Genomic DNA, 17603 nt, shown 5'->3' on the forward strand with positions numbered 1-17603 from the left:
ACGATGCGTTGTGTCAGCCCGTGTGCCCGTAGACTGGGCACGGCCCCCCGCCCCGGACCCCCTAGGGAGCAATGCCCGTGACCAACGCCGATTTGTCGGTCGACAGTCCGAATCTTCTGGTAGGCAAACCCATCGACGAGCCGGAGAACGAGCCGCGCGAAGAGTGTGGAGTGTTCGGAGTGTGGGCACCGGGCGAGGACGTGGCCAAGCTCTCGTACTACGGCCTCTACGCACTGCAGCACCGTGGGCAGGAAGCCGCAGGCATCGCGGTGTCCGACGGCTCCCAGGTGCTCGTGTTCAAGGATCTCGGCCTGGTCAGTCAGGTGTTCGACGAGCAGACGCTCGGCGCGATGCCCGGGCACGTCGCCATCGGCCATTGCCGGTACTCCACCAGTGGGTCGGTGACGTGGGAGAACGCGCAGCCGATCTTCCGTACCACCACTGCCGGTACCGGTATCGCACTCGGGCACAACGGCAATCTGGTGAACTTCGCCGAACTCGCCACCAAGGCTCGCGATGCGGGCCTGATCAGCGATCGATTGCAGGGCAACGGGACGTCGGATTCCGATGTCGTGACGGCACTGCTGGCGCACAAGGCGGCCGACTGCACCATCGAGCAGGCGGCCATGGAATTGCTGCCGCTGCTCAAAGGCGCGTTCTGCCTGACCTTCATGGACGAGCACACCCTCTACGCCGCGCGTGATCCGCACGGCGTTCGGCCGTTGTGCCTCGGTCGCCTCGATCGCGGCTGGGTCGTCGCCAGCGAGACCGCAGCACTCGACATCGTCGGTGCGGCGTTCGTCCGCGACATCGAGCCCGGCGAACTGTTGGCGATCGACGCCGACGGCGTTCGGTCCTCGCGTTTCGCTGCCCCCGAGCCCAAGGGCTGCGTGTTCGAGTACGTCTATCTCGCACGGCCCGACAGCGTCATCGGCGGTCGCTCGGTGCACTCGACTCGGGTGGAAATCGGACGTCGTCTCGCCAAGGAGCATCCGGCCGAGGGTGATCTGGTCATCCCGGTGCCCGAGAGCGGAACTCCGGCAGCCGTGGGCTTCGCCCAGGGCTCGGGAATCCCGTACGGCCAGGGGCTCATGAAGAACGCGTACGTGGGCCGCACGTTCATTCAACCGTCGCAGACCATTCGGCAGCTCGGTATCCGGCTCAAGCTCAACCCTCTCAAAGAGGTCATTCGCGGCAAAAGGCTCGTGGTGGTGGATGATTCGATCGTTCGCGGCAACACGCAGCGGGCGCTGATCAGGATGCTGCGCGAGGCCGGTGCCCTCGAGATCCACGTCCGTATCGCGTCCCCGCCGGTGCGGTGGCCCTGCTTCTACGGCATCGACTTCGCTTCTCCCGCAGAGCTGATCGCCAACGGCGTCGATTCCGAGGACGGAATCCTCGAAGGCGTCCGGCAGGCCATCGGTGCCGACTCGCTGGGCTACATCTCCATCGACGGCATGATCGCGGCGTCGGAGCAGCCCGAATCGCGCTTGTGTGCAGCATGTTTCACCGGGAAGTACCCCATCGATCTGCCCGCGGACAATGCACTCGGCAAGCACGTGCTCGAGGGTCTGCTGGCGTCGGCCGCTGGGCAACCGGTGGACAACGACGCGAATGTGAGCGCTCTCAGCCGTCCTTGACCTGGTCTTTTCCGTTAGGGAACAGCAGGGTTTTCTCAATGCCACATATTGGAAACAGTCCATCGGTACTGTCCCGAGTTACATAGGACACACCGATTGGATAGAGGCTCAGATGACCCTGTCGCCCGACGACGGACGCATGCAGCGCTACAGCGCCGCATCACGAACGGCTGTGCGTAAGCACGGCAAGAAGACCGCCGCAGTGGCCGCACTGTCGGTACTCGCACTGACCGCCGCAGCGTGCGGCTCGGGACGCACCGACGCCGGTGGATCCGGCGACGGCGGCGGCGGTGAGACCATCACGGTCGGCACCACGGACCAGGTCACCTCGCTCGACCCGGCCGGCTCGTACGACAACGGATCGTTCATGGTGATGAACCAGACGTATCCCTTCCTGATGAACTTCGCTCCCGGTAGCTCCGAGCTCGAGCCCGATGCGGCCGAGAGCTGCGATTTCGCGGAGCCGACCGTCTACAAGTGCACGCTCAAGGACGACCTGAAGTTCGCCAACGGCAATCCGCTGACGAGCGAGAGCGTCAAGTTCTCGTTCGACCGCATCGTCGCGATCAACGATCCGAACGGGCCGGCGTCGCTGCTGACCAATCTCGACAGCATCGCGACACCGGACGAGAAGACCGTCGAGTTCACCCTCAAAGCGGCCAACGATCAGACGTTCCCGCAGATCCTCGCGACACCCGCGGGCCCGATCGTCGACCAGACGGTGTTCCCGGCCGACAAGGTGCTCGACGACGACGCAGTGGTTGCGGGCAAGCCGTTCGCCGGCCCGTACTCCATCTCCAGCTATGGCAAGAACTCACTCGTCAGCTTCGTGGCCAACGGTGACTACAACGGCATTCTCGGCACCCCGAAGACGTCGTCGGTCAACGTGAAGTACTACACCAGCTCCGACAACCTCAAGCTCGATGTGCAGAACAAGGCCATCGATGTGGCATGGCGTTCCCTCACCCCGACCGACGTCGAATCGCTGGGAGCCGTCGACGGCCTGACGGTGCACGAGGGCCCCGGCGGCGAGTCCCGCTACATGGTCTTCAACATGAACACGATGCCCGGCAACACCCCCGAGCAGAAGTTGGCTGTACGCAAAGCGATTGCGGCCTCGGTCGATCGCCAGGCGCTCTCCGACGGCGTCTACAAGGGCACCTACACCCCGCTGTACTCCGTGGTGCCGACCGGTCTGGAAGGTTCCAACAAGGCCTTCTCCGACGTCTACGGTGAGACACCCAACAAGGACGAGGCTGCCGGATTCCTCTCCGCCGCAGGCGTCGCCACTCCGATCCAACTCAACCTGCAGTACAACCCGGATCACTACGGCTCGAGTTCGAGCGAGGAGTACGCCGCGATCAAGAGTCAGCTCGACGCGACGGGCTTGTTCAACGTGAACCTGCAGTCCACCGAGTGGAGCACCTACACCAAGGAACGTGTCGCCGACGCGTACCCGGTGTACCAGCTCGGCTGGTTCCCCGACTACCCCGATGCAGACAACTACCTGACGCCGTTCTTCGGACCGGACAACTTCCTCCAGTCGCATTTCGAGAACCCGGAGATCACGTCACTGCTGGACCTCGAGCGCACGACGGCCGACGAGAACGCACGGATGCAGATCATCGGACAGATTCAGACCGAGCTCGCGACCAACTACCTGCCCACCCTTCCGCTGTTGGAGGGCAAGCAGATCGCCGTCGCCACCGATGAGATCAGCGGTGTGGACGAGACCCTCGACGCCTCGTTCAAGTTCCGCTTCGTCACTCTCGCCAAGAGCTGACCGGTGCCCGCTACCGCACAGACGCCGGTAGGGGAGAAGAAAGCGCAGCAGGCGAGCGCGCCGTCACGATACGGCGCGCTCGCCCGCTATCTCGGGATCAGGTTTCTGCTGATCATCCCGACTGCCTGGATTCTCGTCACCGTCGTCTTCTTTCTCATGCGTGTGATCGGTGACCCGATCACCGCCGCCCTCGGCGGTCGACTACCCGCCGAACAGATCGCCCAGCGCAAGGCCGAGGCCGGATACGACCGGCCGATTCTGACGCAGTACTGGGAGTACCTGACCGGATTGTTGCGCGGCGACTTCGGCCGCTCCGCCACCGACAATCGCGCGATCAGTGACGTCCTGCTCGTCAACGGTGCTGCCACACTGGAATTGGCGTTCTGGGCGCTGCTCGTCGCGTTCGCGGTCGGCATCCCGCTCGGGTTCTACGCCGCCACCCATCGCGACCGGTTCGGTGACGCGTCGCTGCGAATCTTCGCGATCCTGGCGTACGCGGCCCCGGTGTTCTTCGTCGGCATGCTGCTCAAGCTGCTGTTCGCCGTCAAGCTCGGCTGGCTGCCGGTCGCCGGGCGGGCCAGTACCAATGTCGAACTGGCACTGCAGAACGTCTCCCCGAAGACGAACATTCTGATCATCGACTCGTTCCTGTACGGCGACACCGGTTACACCGTCGACGTGCTCGAACACGCGGTTCTGCCCGCTCTTGCGCTCGGCCTGCTGACGGCCGGTGTGTTCCTGCGATTGGTGCGAGTCAACCTGATTCAGACGTTGCAGGCGCCGTTCGTCGACGCCGCCCGCGCGCGCGGGTTGAGCGAGGGCACGGTGACGAGGCGACATGCGTTCCGTAACGCCATGATTCCCATCGTCACCGTCATCGGACTGCAGATCGCCGTCCTCCTCGGCGGTGCCGTACTCACCGAGACGACCTTCGAGTGGCAAGGACTGGGCTACGAACTCGCCCGTTATCTGCAGGCCCGCGATTTCGTTGCCGTGCAGGGCATCGTGACGTTCCTGGCCGTGGTGGTCGCCGTCGTCAGCTTCGTCACCGACGCGATCGTCGCCCTGATCGACCCGAGAGTGAGGTTCTGATGAGCACCGAAGTCGTGCTGTCCGACGTTCCTCCCACCCGTCCGCACCGCAGAGGGTTCCCCGGCGTCGCGTTCGTGAAGTCCACCTCGGGATTGCAGCGGGTCACGCTCATCGTCGGGTTGGCGCTGATGGTGGGGTTCGTGATCGCGGCGCTGTTCGCGCCGATTCTCGCGCCGTACGGTTTCTCGCAGACCAGCGACGCCGGTTCGGATTTCGCCCGCCAAGCCGCGCCGTCCGCGGATCACTGGTTCGGTACCTCGGTTCGCGGTGAGGACGTGTTCTCGCGGGTGATCTACGGTGCCAGAACCGCATTGATGGTCATCGCCTCGTCGCTGGTGCTGTCCCTGATCATCGGCGTTCCCCTCGGTCTGGCCTCGGGTTACATCGGCCGCTGGTTCGACCGGGTGCTCGTGCTGTTCATGGATGCGATGTACGCATTCCCGTCTCTGCTTCTCGCCGTGGTCATCTCGATCGTCGTGGCAGGCGGTCAGTCGTCGAGTTTCGGCGGTATCGCCTCCGCGGCCATCGCCATCACGGCGATCTTCGTGCCCCAGTACTTCCGGGTGGTCCGCAACGCGACGGTCGCCGCCAAGACCGAACCGTACGTCGACGCCGCGCGGGTGACCGGAGCCGGCACGCCGCGAATTCTGTTCCGGCACATACTCGCCAACGTGGTGCAGACACTGCCGGTCATCATCACGCTCAACGGAGCCGAGGCCATCCTCACCCTCGCCGGGCTCGGCTTCCTCGGGTTCGGGATCGAGCCGACCTCCGCCTCGGAGTGGGGATACGACATCAACAAGGCCCTACCGGACATCTCCAACGGCATCTGGTGGACGTCGGTGTTCCCAGGCCTGGGCATCGTGCTGGTGGTCCTCGGTCTGACCATGGTCGGTGAAAGTGCAAGCGAGACACTCAATCCGCTGCTGCGCACTCGCAAGAAGTTCAAGAAGGCGGTGAAGGTATGACATCGAGTGTCGTGACTGAACGCGAGTCCGCATTGTCGGTGCAGTCGTTGTCCGTTTCGTTCGTCACCGATGCCGGCGAAGTCGATGCCGTCACCGAGGTCTCGTTCGAGGTCTATCCCGGTGAAGTTCTCGCCGTCGTGGGGGAGTCGGGGTCGGGTAAATCCGTCAGTGTCCGCTCCGCCATCGGGCTGCTGCCCGATACCGCGCGAGTCGACGGGCACGTGGTTCTCGGCGGGCAGGACGTCACCACGCTGAACGACAAGGCGTGGGCGAGGCTGCGGGGCAACAAGATCTCGATGGTGTTCCAGGAGCCGGGCAGCGCTCTCGATCCGCTGTTCACCATCGGGTATCAGATCGTCGAGGCGCTGCGCGCGCACACCCGCGCAGACGGTAAACGGATGGGCAGTAAGGATGCCAAGGCGCGGGCGATCGAGTTGTTGACGATGGTGGGGTTGCCGAACCCCGAGCAGCGCTTCTCGTACTACCCACACGAGCTCTCCGGTGGCCAGAAGCAACGCGTCATGATCGCGATCGCCATCTCGTGTGAGGCGAAAGTCATCATCGCCGACGAGCCGACCACCGCCCTCGACGTCACTGTGCAGGCCGAGATCCTCGAGCTGCTGCGCGATCTGAAAGACCGGCTCGGGTGCGCCATCGTGCTGATCACCCACAGCATGGGCGTCGTGTCCGATCTGGCGGACCGCGTCGTCGTCATGCAGAACGGCCGAGTCGTCGAGGAAGCGCCGGTGGCACAGCTGTTCGACGCCCCCGAAGACGAGTACACCAAAAAGCTGCTGGCCGCGGTGCCGACCCTTGCTGCAGTGGAGTCGGACAAGACCGTCGACACGTCGGGCGAACCGGTACTCGAGGTCTCGCAGCTGGTGGTGCAGTTCTCCGGTGGGGTCGGCTCCTCGGCATTCCGAGCGGTCGACGACGTCTCGCTGACCATCCACCGCGGCGAAACCCTCGGTCTGGTGGGCGAATCGGGCTCGGGTAAGTCGACGATCGGCAGGTGCGTTGCAGCGCTCCAGAAGCCGACCAGCGGCAGCGTGACGGTGATGGGACAGAACATCGCCGGCGTGAGCGAGCGCAAGCTCAAGCCCTTGCGCAAGCGATTCGGCTTCGTCTTCCAGGACCCGTCGGCGTCGCTGAACCCGCGGCTCACCGTCGGACAGTGCATCGCCGAGCCGATGATCGTGCACAAGTACGGCTCCAAGGATGCGATCGCGGCCAGGACCACCGAGCTGCTCGACGCCGTGCAGCTACCGTCCGGCACCGACAAGCGTTACCCGCACGAGCTGTCCGGTGGGCAACGGCAACGCGTCAGCCTGGCGCGGGCACTGGTGCTGGGACCGGATCTGGTGGTCGCGGACGAGCCGACCAGTGCACTCGACGTCTCGGTCCAGGCGGCCGTGCTCGACCTGTTCGAGGCGCTGCAGCAGGAGTTCGGTTTCGCCTGCCTGTTCATCAGCCACGATCTGGCGGTGGTCGATCGCGTCGCACATCGAGTGGTGGTGCTGCGGGGCGGCCAGGTCGTCGAGCAGGGCACGCCGTGGAAGATTCTGCGCTCGCCGGAGGAGGAGTACACGAAGAAGCTGTTGGCCGCCATCCCGGGCAAGCGGCTGCACACGTGAATTCTTCCCGCCAGCGGGCACTCCGGTACCGTTAGGGCGCTATCTGCGCCGCTACGCACGGTTCGCGTGCTTGGGGGCGCTGACATGAACGAGTACACAGGCTGGAGCCGAATGACCGAGGAATCCCAACCCACGAGCGCAACTCACTCGGGCGGTGCCTCCTACGCGGCGGCCGGGGTCGATATCGCCGCAGGAGACCGAGCAGTTCAACTGTTCGCGCCACTCGCCAAGAAGGCCAGCAGGCCCGAGGTCATGGGCGGTCTCGGTGGTTTCGCCGGTCTGTTCGCGCTCAAGGGCGACTACCGCGAGCCGGTCCTGGCTGCCTCGACCGACGGAGTCGGCACGAAGGTCGCCGTCGCCCAGGCCCTCGGCAAGCACGACACCCTGGGTCTCGACCTCGTGGCCATGGTCGTCGACGATCTGGTCGTGTGCGGAGCCGAGCCGCTGTTCCTGCAGGACTACATCGCCGTCGGCCGTGTCGTTCCCGAGCAGGTCGCGGAACTGGTCAAGGGCATCGCCGAGGGCTGCATCATCGCCGGTTGTGCCTTGCTCGGCGGCGAGACGGCCGAACACCCGGGGCTGATGGCCGACGGTGACTACGACCTTTCTGCCACCGGCATCGGCGTCGTGGAGGCGGACTCGATCCTCGGACCCGAGCGCGTGCGTCCCGGCGACGTCGTCATCGGCATGGGATCGTCCGGTCTGCATTCCAACGGCTACTCGCTCGCTCGCAAGGTGCTGCTCGAGATCAACCACATGGATCTCGGCGGACACGTCGAGGAGTTCGGCCGCACACTCGGCGAGGAACTGCTCGAGCCGACGAAGATCTACGCCAAGGACTGCCTCGCACTCGCGGCCGAGACCGACGTGCGCACGTTCTGCCACGTGACGGGCGGCGGACTCGCCAACAACCTCTCGCGCGTCATGCCCGAGGGTCTCGTGGCCGAACTCGATCGGACCACGTGGAGCCCGGCCCCGATCTTTTCCCTCATCGCGCAGCGCGGACGCGTCGAGCGGGCCGAGATGGAGCAGACGTTCAACATGGGTGTCGGCATGGTCGCGATCGTCGCCCCCGAGGACGTCGATCGTGCTCTGGCAGTACTGACTGCACGGCACATCGACTGCTGGACGCTCGGCACGGTCAAGAAGGCTGCGGGCAAGGACGTCGCCGACGAGCGCGCGCTGCTGCTGGGTAACCACCCGAGGTTCTGACCGGCCGGTCACACGACGAACAAGTGAGGGGGAGCCGCGGTGCGGCTCCCCCTCAGTCGTTCAATGCACAGTTTCTAGCGTCGCCAGTCCTCGTACTCGTCTTCCTCGACTCGGGAATGCACATCCGAGTCAGAGTGGATGCCGCCACGATGGGAGTTGGACGAACCACCGGAGAGCTCTCTTTGCAGACTCTCCAAGTCCGTTGTCGGCGAGCTGTACTTGAGCTCACGAGCGACCTTTGTCTGCTTTGCCTTAGCCCTGCCTCGGCCCATGGCGGTGCCCCCTCGCGGACTTGCGGGGCGGCCTGGGGAAATTTGGCGGCCCCGTTAGAGTTGGTATTTCTTCCTGGCACACACTCTAGCGCGCGAATCGCCGCGATGCGCATACGGCACCACGTGTCGATGCCGGGCCCGGCGGCGCGACACGCCCGGGGCAGGGGTCCGCGCTGCCTGTACCTGCGCATATCCGTGCTCAGGCGAACTATCTTCGCGCTACGACACGAAAACAGTAGTGCTGCGCGTCATGGCCTCCGCGACGATTTCAGCGCCGCCGCCGCGTCGCGGTACACCTTCGGTGCCAATCCGGGCTCGTCCAGAAGAGTCTGCATCGCCGCGGCGTCCCGCCCCTCGAAGAGCATCCGCACCGTCACCGCGTGCCGTGGAACCGATTCGACCGTCACCGAATCACCGGCGGCGAAGACCCCGGGCTCGAGCACTCGGAAGTAAGCGCCCACATCTCCCCGGGCAGTGAATCGGCGAACCCACCCCGGCTCGCCCATCCACCGCGCGAACGTGCCGCAGGGCTTGCGTGCGATGGTTGCCTCCAGTGTCACCGTGCCGATGCGCCACCGCGTCCCGATCACCGCGTCGGTCACCGGGACGCCGCTGGTCCGCAGATTCTCGCCGAACCGTCCTGGCTCGACGGGCGCACCCAGCTGATCGGCCCAGTACCGGGCCTCTGCCTCGTCGTAGGCGTACACGGCTTGATCGAGACCACCGTGGAACTTGGTGTCGGAACAGTGGTCCCCGCCGATGCCGAGCTCGTGCACATCCACCGGGCCGTGCACGGGGCGCTTGTCGATGCCGCTGTCGACGACGCCGCGCCGCCCGAACGGGACGTCGGCATGCACCACGCAGACCGCCGAGACGGTCCCGGTCACCGGCCGCGAAGGCGATCGACGGCCGCGCGGCCGGCCTGCACGTCGTCGTACGAGGGGATGGAATCGGGGTCGATCGACGCCGCACACGGACCCGCCTCCAGGGCGGTGTCCACCGGAATCGTTCTCTTGACCAGCGCGAGGGCAACGGGCCCGAGCTCGAAGTGGTCGACAACGGTCCCCAGACGCCCCACCGCGCGGCCACCGGCGGTGACGGGGTCGCCGGTCACGGGCCGTCCGTCGGCGGAACCGTCGAGATGCAGGAGTACCAGGTGACGCGGCGGTCGACCGAGGTTGTGCACCCGCGAGACGGTCTCCTGCCCGCGATAGCAGCCCTTCTCCAGATGAACCGCGCCGAACTCGGCTGCACTGCCGATCCATCGGACCTCGTGCGGAATGGTCTTCTCGTCGGTGTCCACGCCCACCCGCGGTCGCACCGATTCCACCCGCAACGCCTCGTACGCCCACGTTCCGGCCGGGGCAGCACCGGCGTCACGGAGGCGAAGGAACCAGTCGCTCAGGCCTGCTCGGGGGACGACGACGTCGTACGAGTTCGGACCCGGCCAGGGCATCCGCCGGACGAAGCCGCCGCCGTCCACTGCCGACGCGCCGTAGATCTCGCTCGGAACGGGGAGGCCTGCCTTGTCGAGGATCGACGCCGCGTCGGATCCGAGGACGGAGAGAACGACGAGTTCGTCGGCCTCTCTGGGTTCGGCCTTGGCCCAGAAGACCATCTTCTTCAGGAACGACAGCAGATCCGGTCCCTGTGCACGTTCGGTGTCGATGTAGGTGACCCCGCCCAGATCGGTCTGAACGAAGTGATGCTCGATGCGGCCGTTGACGTCCAGGCTCAGGTTTTCGGCCGAGCTGCCGTCGGGCAGATCCGACACGAGTTGGCTCGAGATCGTGTTCAGCCAGCTCGAGCGCTCGTCGCCGCTGATGGCAAGCACGAATCGGTGGGATCGATCGATGACGGCGGCTGCGCTGACGGCACTGCGTTGTTCGCCGAACGGATTGCCGTAGTGCCAGGCGACGCCGGCATCGACGCTGTCGTCGGGAGAGGGCACTGCGCCGGGGAGAGTGAGAAGAGGACTCGGGGTGATCGTCACAGGATCGGACACCACTCCATAGTAGGAGCACCCGGCCACAGCCTTTAGGGTGGCGGCATGTCGGAGTCGGTAGTGGTGACGTTGGACGGCCGAGTGCACGACGCGGATCGGCCGTTGCTGTTCGCCGACGATCTGGCTGCCGTGCGTGGTGACGGCGCGTTCGAGACGCTGCTGGTGCGTGACGGCTCGGCCTGCGGCGTCGAGCTGCACCTGGCGCGTCTGGCCGTGTCGGCGGCGGCCCTGGATCTTCCCGTCCCCGATCCGGATGCCTGGCGCGCAGTGATCGAGCAGTCGGTCGGCCTGTGGACGGAGAACTCCACGGACGAGGGCGTTCTGCGGTTGGTGCTGAGCCGTGGTCGTGAGGGCGGCGGCGATCCGACGGCGTTCGTGACGCTGGGGCCACTGCCGGGTCGAGTGCGCAACGCCCGGGAGAACGGGGTGTCGGTGATGACGCTCGATCGGGGCTACTCGGTGGACTTCTCCGCCGGTGCGCCGTGGCAGCTGGCAGGCGCGAAGACGTTGTCGTACGCGACCAACATGGCCGCGCTGCGCCACGCCGCCCGCCAGGGCGTGGACGACGTGATCTACCTCAGCAGTGAGGGCAGAGTGCTGGAGGGACCCCGGTCGACGGTGGTGGTGGCGCGCGGTAAGACTCTCGTCACACCGTCGGTCGAGCAGGGCATCCTGGCGGGCACCACTGTTGCCGCCCTGTTCTCGGTGGCCGAGGCGGCCGGCTGGACGTGCGAGCACGGACATCTGTATCCAGCGGATCTCATTGCAGCGGACGGTGTTTGGCTGGTTTCGAGCGTCACGCTCGCGGCGCGGGTGACATCGATGAACGGCGTCGTTCTGGGTCGGCCCAGCCGCGCGGACGAGGTGCCCGAGATGGTCGATCTCGCGGTGGAGACCGTCCGGATTCTCTGAGGGCCCAATGGCCCTGTCGAAAGACTCTTCCCTACTACTACTCGTAGTAGTACATTCGAATCAGTCGCGGGCCAATGCCCTGACCTGCGGTGTTGCCCGTCACAGCTCGGGTGGAAGAGTTCGGAGTATCGATGGACGCGTTGGATGTCTCGCGGTGGCAGTTCGGTATCACCACCGTTTATCACTTCATTCTCGTACCCCTCACCATCGGCCTCGCGCCGATGGTGGCGGCCATGCAGACCATGTGGGTGATCACCGGCAAGGATTCCTGGTATCGACTGACCAAGTTCTTCGGCAAGCTGTTCCTCATCAACTTCGCACTCGGCGTCGCAACGGGAATCGTGCAGGAGTTCCAGTTCGGAATGAACTGGAGCGAATACTCACGATTCGTCGGTGACGTGTTCGGTGCACCCCTCGCACTCGAAGGGCTGGTCGCGTTCTTCCTCGAGTCCACGTTCCTCGGTCTGTGGATCTTCGGATGGAGCAGACTACCCAAACTCGTTCACCTGGCTACCATTTGGCTCGTCGCCATCGGCGTCAACGCCTCGGCCTTCTTCATCATCGCAGCCAACTCCTGGATGCAGCATCCCGTCGGCGCGATCTACAACGAAGAAACCGGCCGCGCCGAGCTGACCGATATCTGGGCCCTGCTCACCAACAACACTGCGCTGGCGGCCTTCCCGCACGCGGTAGCAGGTGCATTCCTCACCGCCGCAACCTTCGTCGCTGGCATCTCCGGATGGTGGATGGTCCGCGAGGCGCGCAAGAAGAAGGCCGAGATCGAGATAGCTGCGGTCCCGGCCACCGACTCGCGCCAGATGTTCCGATCGGCAGCGCGCATGTCGTTCATCGTCATGATCGTTGCGGGTGGGGCGCTCGCCATCACCGGAGACATTCAGGGCAAGCTCATGTTCGAGCAGCAGCCGATGAAGATGGCCTCCGCAGAATCGTTGTGCGACACCGAAACCGGAGCCAGCTTCTCGCTCCTGACCGTGGGTACCCACAACAACTGCGAATCCGTGGTGCACCTCATCGCGATCCCCGGTCTCACGTCGTTCCTGGCGGAGAACGACTTCGGTGCCACCGTGCAGGGCGTCAACCAACTACAGGATCAGTACGAGCAGCAGTTCGGACCGGGCAACTACAAGCCCAACCTGTTCGTCACCTACTGGGCGTTCCGGATGATGATCGGTCTGGCCGCAGGCTCCGCCCTGCTCGCTGTCGCGGGACTGTGGGTCACCCGAGGTGGCCGGATTCCCGACCAGAAATGGTTCTCGTGGCTGTCGCTGCTGGCCATTCCGACGCCGTTCCTGGCCAACAGTGCCGGCTGGATCTTCACCGAAATGGGGCGTCAGCCATGGGTTGTCGCGCCCAACCTCTCGGGAGTCGATCAGATCCGGCTCACCGTCGACCAGGGCGTCTCCGACCATCCCGTCGGCCTCGTCGTCGCCTCGCTGGTGACGTTCACACTGCTGTACGCCGCTCTCGGAGGTGTCTGGTTCTACCTGCTTCGGCGCTACGTCATCGAAGGACCTCTCGACCACGACGCGCATCCGCACGTCGACCCACCGGAATCGGAAGACGATGAGCCCAAGCAGCTCTCGTTCGCGTACTAGGGGATAGCAATGTCACTGCCCGAATTCTGGTTCTTCATCATCGCTTTCTTCTTCGTCGGCTACTTCGTGCTCGAAGGCTTCGACTTCGGCGTCGGCATGCTCATGCCCATTCTGGGTAGGCACCCCGACCCCGTGACGGGGGAGAAGCGTCGTCGCGCAGTTCTCAACACCATCGGCCCGGTCTGGGACGGCAACGAAGTCTGGCTCATCACTGCAGGCGGTGCCCTGTTCGCGGCGTTTCCCGAGTGGTACGCCACGTTGTTCTCGGGCTTCTACCTGCCGTTGCTGTTGATCCTGGTGGCGCTCATCCTGCGCATCTGCGCCATCGAATGGCGCGGCAAGATCGACGACCCGGTGTGGCGTCGTCGCTGCGACATCGGCATCGGCATCGGCTCGTGGGTTCCGGCGGTGCTGTGGGGCGTCGCGTTCGCCAACATCGTCCGCGGAGTCGCGATCGACGAGAACAAGAAGGTCACCGCAGGGTTCTTCGACCTCCTCAACCCGTACGCACTACTCGGCGGAGTAACGATGGCCGTGGTGTTCGCACTGCACGGTGCCGTGTTCATCGCGCTCAAGACCTCCGGCGACGTCCACGAGAACTCGGTGAAAATGGCAGCGTGGCTGTCGGTTCCGGCAGTGCTCGTCGGTGGAGCCTTCGCGCTGTGGACCCAACTCGCGTACGGGAAAACCTGGACGTGGGTACTCGTCGCGGTGGCAGCAGTGGCCCTGCTGCTCGTCGTCGCGCTGACGGCGAAGGTACGTGAAGGCTGGGCCTTCGTCTTCACCTGCATTGCCATCGTCGCCGTCGTCGTGCTGCTGTTCGCGTCCCTGTTCCCCAACGTGATGCCGTCCAGCACCGACGCCGCCTTCGATCTCACCATCGCCAACGCGTCGTCCAGCCCGTACACGTTGACGGTGATGACGTGGGCTGCAGCCTTCGCGGCACCCGTCGTCCTCGGCTACCAGGCGTGGACGTACTGGGTTTTCCGGCAACGTATTTCGAGCGCCCAGATCCCCGACTCGATCGGGCTGTCGGTGAAGTCGTGACCGCACCCACCACTTCGCGGACACGGCCGAAGGGCCCGGTCGATCCGCGACTGTGGAAGTACTCGCGCTCCGCCCGCGGCTACGTGCTCGTCACGGTCGCGCTGTCGACCGTGGTCACCCTGTGCATCATCGTGAGTGCACTGGCAATCGGACGCGTGCTGGCCGGCGTCATCACCGACCCGTCGGCCAGATCGTTGTCCGCATGGACGACGGAACTGGTCGTCCTGGCCGGTGCAACAGTGGTTCGGGTGCTCGCGACCGGAGCCCAGTCTCGTTACGCACACCGGTCGGCGTCGCGGGTCGTCGCCGAGCTGGAGATCGAAGTACTCACGACGGCAACGCGTTTCGAGCCTCGCGAGCTCGACGCCGAGCGCGAGGAACTGGCCGTCGTCGTGACCCGCGCCATCGGCGGACTACGGGCGTACCTCACCGGCTATCTGCCGGCGCTGGTGCTGGCCGTCATCGTCACCCCGTTGGTCCTGATCGTCATCCTCACACAGGATCTGACGTCGGCCGCCATCATCGCCGTGACCCTGCCGCTCATCCCCGTCTTCATGATCTTGATCGGCTTGCTGACCAAGGGCCGGGCGGCCGCCACGCTCACCACGATGACCAGGTTGTCTGCGCAACTGCTCGATCTGTTGGCAGGCTTGCCGACTCTGCGCGCGCTCGGGCGCGAGCACGGACCGGCCGCTCGCGTTCGTGCACTGGGCGACGCCCACCGTCGAACGACCATGCGCGCACTGAAGATTGCGTTCCTGTCGTCGATGGTGCTCGAGTTGCTCGCGACGCTGTGTGTAGCGCTGGTTGCCGTCGGCATCGGGCTGCGTCTGGTGTTCGGCGAGATGACACTCGAAGCCGGCATCATCGCGCTCGTCCTCGCGCCCGAGGTGTACTTTCCACTGCGCGCGGTCGGCACCCAGTTTCATGCGGCCGAGGACGGCGTCGAGGCAGCCGATCGTGCATTCCGGGTGTTGGACCGGCGAACAGCGCGGCCGACCGGTGGCCGCACCGTCGACGCGACAGCGGTCGACATCGAGCTGGACGGGCTCGGCGTTGCGAGTCGGGACGGAGCGGCACCAGCGGAGCTGAGTGCGCTGTGCCGGGCAGGCACCGTCACGGTCCTGACCGGACCGAACGGCGCAGGTAAAACGACTGCGCTGCACGCGATCCTGGGCCTGACTCCGCCGTCGACCGGCGCGGTGAGCGTCGGGGGAGTGCCGATCGCCGAACTCGATCTCGAACAGTGGTGGGCGCAGGTGGCCTGGCTCCCGCAGCGGCCGGTGTTGGTGCCGGGCACGCTCTACGACAACGTGACCCTGCACGGAATCCCCGACTCGGCTGCACTGGAACTCGCCTGCCGCTCAGCCGGATTCGACGAGGTGCTTCGAGAACACCCCGAGGGCTGGGACACCCGCGTCGGGCAGGGTGGGGTGGGGCTTTCGCTCGGCGAGCTACAGCGTCTCGCACTGACACGTACCTTCGTGTCCGATGCTCCGGTGATGCTGTTGGACGAGCCGACGGCACACCTGGATCCGGTGAGTGAAGCGACTGTGCTGCAGGCGGTTCGAGATTCCGCCGACCGCGGCGTCACTGTGGTGATGGTCGGTCATCGGCGTTCGGTGCTGCATGCCGCCGACCGCATCGTCGAGGTGCGCAGCGACTCGACCACGAAGCGGGAGTTCGAGCATGTCTGATCTGCGACGAGCGCTGGCGCTGTTCGAGCTTTCTCCGCGCAGAGTCGTACTGGCCGTGTTGGCGGGAGTAGCGACGCTGGGCAGTGCACTCGCCCTGGCGGCGCTGTCGGCGTGGTTGATCACCCGGGCGTGGCAGATGCCACCGGTGCTGGACCTCTCGGTTGCCGTCGTAGCCGTTCGGGCACTGGGTATCTCGCGCGGGGTGTTTCGGTATCTCGAACGCTTGACCACCCATGATGTGGCGCTGCGCGGAACGACGGCGGCCCGCACGAGAATCTACGAGAGATTGGCGAACGGGAACGGCGCGGTCGCACTGCGACGGGGTGACGTTCTGGCGCGCACCGGTGCGGACGTGGACGTTCTCGGTGACGTCGTCATCCGGGCCGTCGTTCCCATCTGTGTGAGCGTGCTGATGATGCTCGCGGCCGTGGGCCTGCTCGCGGGAATCGCACCTGCCGCCGCATCGATTCTGGCGGTGGCATTGCTGATCGCCGGCGTGGGTGCACCGATACTCGCGGCCCGGTCGGCGAGGATCGCCGAGGAAGCCGGTGCCGAAGCCGACGTGCGCTTCGCCGAGACAGCGGTCCGTGCACTCGACCATGCAGCGGAACTGCGAGTCGCCCGTCGTCTGGACGCGACACTCGCCGAAGCCGAGGGCGCAGCACACGACTCGGTGGTTGCGCGAGATCGCGCGGCGCGTCCGTCGGCACTCGCCGATGCCGCACAGCCACTGGCGATCGGAGCGTCGGTGATCGGGTCGTCGCTGATCGGCATCGGGCTGTACGGCCCGGACGGAGGCACGGCGGGCGGCATGACGCCGATGGCGCTCGCGATCATCGTGTTGGTTCCACTAGCCGCGTTCGAGGCGACCGCAGCTCTGCCCGCAGCGGCAATCGCACTGATGCGCGGCCGAATCGCGGCCACCCGAATCATGACCATGCTCGATGCGGCGCCGCCCCATGTGAGTGGCAGCCTGAACGGGTCGTTCCGCGGGCTCCACTCCTGCCCGACCCCTGCTACGAACTTCCGCGCACATGCGCGGAGCGCAATCATCGGGCCCAGTGGATCGGGAAAGACGACGATGCTTCGGGCACTCGCCGTCGAATTCGGCTCGGATGCAGCGCTGTTCGCCGAAGACGCGCACCTGTTCGACACCTCGATTCTGGAGAACCTGCGAGTGGTGCGGGGCGACGTGGACGAAGACCAGGCAACGCAGGCATTGCGACGAGTGGGTCTCGGACCGTGGCTCGACGCGTTGCCCCAGGGCGTTCACACGACACTGATCGGTGGGGCGCAGGCGGTCTCGGGTGGCGAGCGTCGTCGACTCCTTCTCGCACGCGCACTGCTGAGCACCGCGCCCGTCGTGCTGTTGGACGAGCCGACCGAACATCTCGACAGAATCTCCGGCGAACGGATTCTGCGCAAGCTGCTCACCACCGACGACGGGCTGTTCGGTGCCGAGCGAACGGTGGTCGTCGTCACTCACCAATTGCCCGAGAACACCGACGCCGACCAGGTGATCGACCTCGGAGACAGGACTGCGAAAAAACCCTTTGCCGACTCCCGATCGCGGGCGTACGTTGGGAGTACACGAGAGAGGAGGTGGTCTGAAGTTGATGAACTCTAGGACGCGTGAGGTGGCTGTCAGCTAGCCGCAATCGCTGACGGATTCACTGCGAAGACCGCGCGAGCGGCAGGCGAATCCCAGGCAGCTACCCGGCCCCC

The 17603-nt window shown here is 65.5% G+C and carries 14 protein-coding genes; 11 read left to right on the plus strand and 3 right to left on the minus strand.

The window, feature by feature from the left end:
* The first annotated feature begins 77 nt into the window (after nt 1-77).
* The 6 genes from purF (at nt 78) to purM (ending at nt 8329) form a co-directional block, all read left to right on the plus strand.
* Nucleotides 78-1640, plus strand: a complete 1563-nt coding sequence (gene purF, locus ASH04_RS12920) for an amidophosphoribosyltransferase (protein ID WP_032367510.1) — start codon at nt 78-80, stop codon at nt 1638-1640.
* A 139-nt stretch (nt 1641-1779) separates the two neighbouring features.
* Complete coding sequence (locus ASH04_RS12925) at nt 1780-3423, plus strand: ABC transporter substrate-binding protein (RefSeq protein WP_045842145.1); 1644 nt, start codon at nt 1780-1782, stop codon at nt 3421-3423.
* Between the two features lie 96 nt (nt 3424-3519).
* Nucleotides 3520-4515 carry an ABC transporter permease gene (locus tag ASH04_RS12930; protein WP_032367512.1) on the plus strand — a complete coding sequence of 332 codons (996 nt, stop codon included), beginning with the start codon at nt 3520-3522 and terminating at the stop codon, nt 4513-4515.
* Nucleotides 4515-5483 (plus strand): ABC transporter permease, encoded by a 969-nt coding sequence (locus ASH04_RS12935; RefSeq protein WP_057473675.1) that lies wholly within the window; start codon nt 4515-4517, stop codon nt 5481-5483. Before ASH04_RS12930 ends, ASH04_RS12935 begins: the two co-directional genes overlap by 1 nt.
* Nucleotides 5480-7117, plus strand: coding sequence for an ABC transporter ATP-binding protein (locus tag ASH04_RS27505; protein ID WP_057473676.1), 1638 nt, complete (start codon nt 5480-5482; stop codon nt 7115-7117). The genes ASH04_RS12935 and ASH04_RS27505 overlap by 4 nt, the downstream gene beginning before the upstream one ends.
* Nucleotides 7118-7228: 111 nt before the next feature.
* Nucleotides 7229-8329, plus strand: a complete 1101-nt coding sequence (purM, locus tag ASH04_RS12945) for a phosphoribosylformylglycinamidine cyclo-ligase (protein ID WP_027495851.1) — start codon at nt 7229-7231, stop codon at nt 8327-8329.
* A 74-nt stretch (nt 8330-8403) separates the two neighbouring features.
* On the opposite strand, the gene ASH04_RS26160 is transcribed toward purM, so the two are convergent.
* The 3 genes from ASH04_RS26160 to ygfZ all read right to left on the minus strand — a co-directional run bounded on the left by ASH04_RS26160 (nt 8404) and on the right by ygfZ (nt 10606).
* A complete protein-coding gene (locus ASH04_RS26160) occupies nt 8404-8601 on the minus strand; it encodes a DUF3073 domain-containing protein (RefSeq protein ID WP_072692062.1) in 198 nt (65 codons plus the stop codon).
* Nucleotides 8602-8849: 248 nt separating this feature from the next.
* The gene (locus ASH04_RS12950) at nt 8850-9488 is read right to left on the minus strand and encodes an MOSC domain-containing protein (protein WP_057473677.1); all 639 of its coding nucleotides are present in this window, start codon (nt 9486-9488) and stop codon (nt 8850-8852) included.
* Nucleotides 9485-10606 carry a CAF17-like 4Fe-4S cluster assembly/insertion protein YgfZ gene (ygfZ, locus tag ASH04_RS12955; protein ID WP_032400972.1) on the minus strand — a complete coding sequence of 374 codons (1122 nt, stop codon included), beginning with the start codon at nt 10604-10606 and terminating at the stop codon, nt 9485-9487. The genes ASH04_RS12950 and ygfZ overlap by 4 nt, the downstream gene beginning before the upstream one ends.
* Nucleotides 10607-10651: 45 nt before the next feature.
* Between ygfZ and ASH04_RS12960 the strand changes: the two genes are divergently transcribed.
* The 5 genes from ASH04_RS12960 (at nt 10652) to ASH04_RS12980 (ending at nt 17505) form a co-directional block, all read left to right on the plus strand.
* Nucleotides 10652-11518, plus strand: a complete 867-nt coding sequence (locus ASH04_RS12960; RefSeq protein ID WP_057473678.1) for an aminodeoxychorismate lyase — start codon at nt 10652-10654, stop codon at nt 11516-11518.
* 131 nt (nt 11519-11649) lie between these two features.
* Nucleotides 11650-13134: a cytochrome ubiquinol oxidase subunit I gene (locus tag ASH04_RS12965; RefSeq protein WP_032386729.1), complete on the plus strand. Its 1485-nt coding sequence runs from the start codon at nt 11650-11652 to the stop codon at nt 13132-13134.
* Between the two features lie 9 nt (nt 13135-13143).
* Complete coding sequence (gene cydB, locus ASH04_RS12970) at nt 13144-14181, plus strand: cytochrome d ubiquinol oxidase subunit II (RefSeq protein WP_057473679.1); 1038 nt, start codon at nt 13144-13146, stop codon at nt 14179-14181.
* Nucleotides 14178-15878 carry a thiol reductant ABC exporter subunit CydD gene (cydD, locus tag ASH04_RS12975; protein WP_057473680.1) on the plus strand — a complete coding sequence of 567 codons (1701 nt, stop codon included), beginning with the start codon at nt 14178-14180 and terminating at the stop codon, nt 15876-15878. The genes cydB and cydD overlap by 4 nt, the downstream gene beginning before the upstream one ends.
* Nucleotides 15871-17505: an ATP-binding cassette domain-containing protein gene (locus ASH04_RS12980; RefSeq protein WP_057473681.1), complete on the plus strand. Its 1635-nt coding sequence runs from the start codon at nt 15871-15873 to the stop codon at nt 17503-17505. The genes cydD and ASH04_RS12980 overlap by 8 nt, the downstream gene beginning before the upstream one ends.
* The last annotated feature ends 98 nt before the right edge of the window (nt 17506-17603 follow it).

Source organism: Rhodococcus sp. Leaf233 (assembly GCF_001426165.1).
Lineage (GTDB): Bacteria > Actinomycetota > Actinomycetes > Mycobacteriales > Mycobacteriaceae > Rhodococcoides > Rhodococcoides fascians.

Excerpts from the sequence above, each read along its gene's own strand:
- ASH04_RS12965 (WP_032386729.1), top strand. The coding sequence starts at position 11,650 with ATGGACGCGTTGGATGTCTCGCGGTGGCAGTTCGGTATCACCACCGTT.
- ASH04_RS12935 (WP_057473675.1), top strand. The coding sequence starts at position 4,515 with ATGAGCACCGAAGTCGTGCTGTCCGACGTTCCTCCCACCCGTCCGCAC.
- purM (WP_027495851.1), top strand. The coding sequence starts at position 7,229 with ATGACCGAGGAATCCCAACCCACGAGCGCAACTCACTCGGGCGGTGCC.
- ASH04_RS26160 (WP_072692062.1), bottom strand. The coding sequence starts at position 8,601 with ATGGGCCGAGGCAGGGCTAAGGCAAAGCAGACAAAGGTCGCTCGTGAG.
- ASH04_RS12925 (WP_045842145.1), top strand. The coding sequence starts at position 1,780 with ATGCAGCGCTACAGCGCCGCATCACGAACGGCTGTGCGTAAGCACGGC.
- cydB (WP_057473679.1), top strand. The coding sequence starts at position 13,144 with ATGTCACTGCCCGAATTCTGGTTCTTCATCATCGCTTTCTTCTTCGTC.
- ASH04_RS27505 (WP_057473676.1), top strand. The coding sequence starts at position 5,480 with ATGACATCGAGTGTCGTGACTGAACGCGAGTCCGCATTGTCGGTGCAG.
- ASH04_RS12980 (WP_057473681.1), top strand. The coding sequence starts at position 15,871 with ATGTCTGATCTGCGACGAGCGCTGGCGCTGTTCGAGCTTTCTCCGCGC.
- ASH04_RS12960 (WP_057473678.1), top strand. The coding sequence starts at position 10,652 with ATGTCGGAGTCGGTAGTGGTGACGTTGGACGGCCGAGTGCACGACGCG.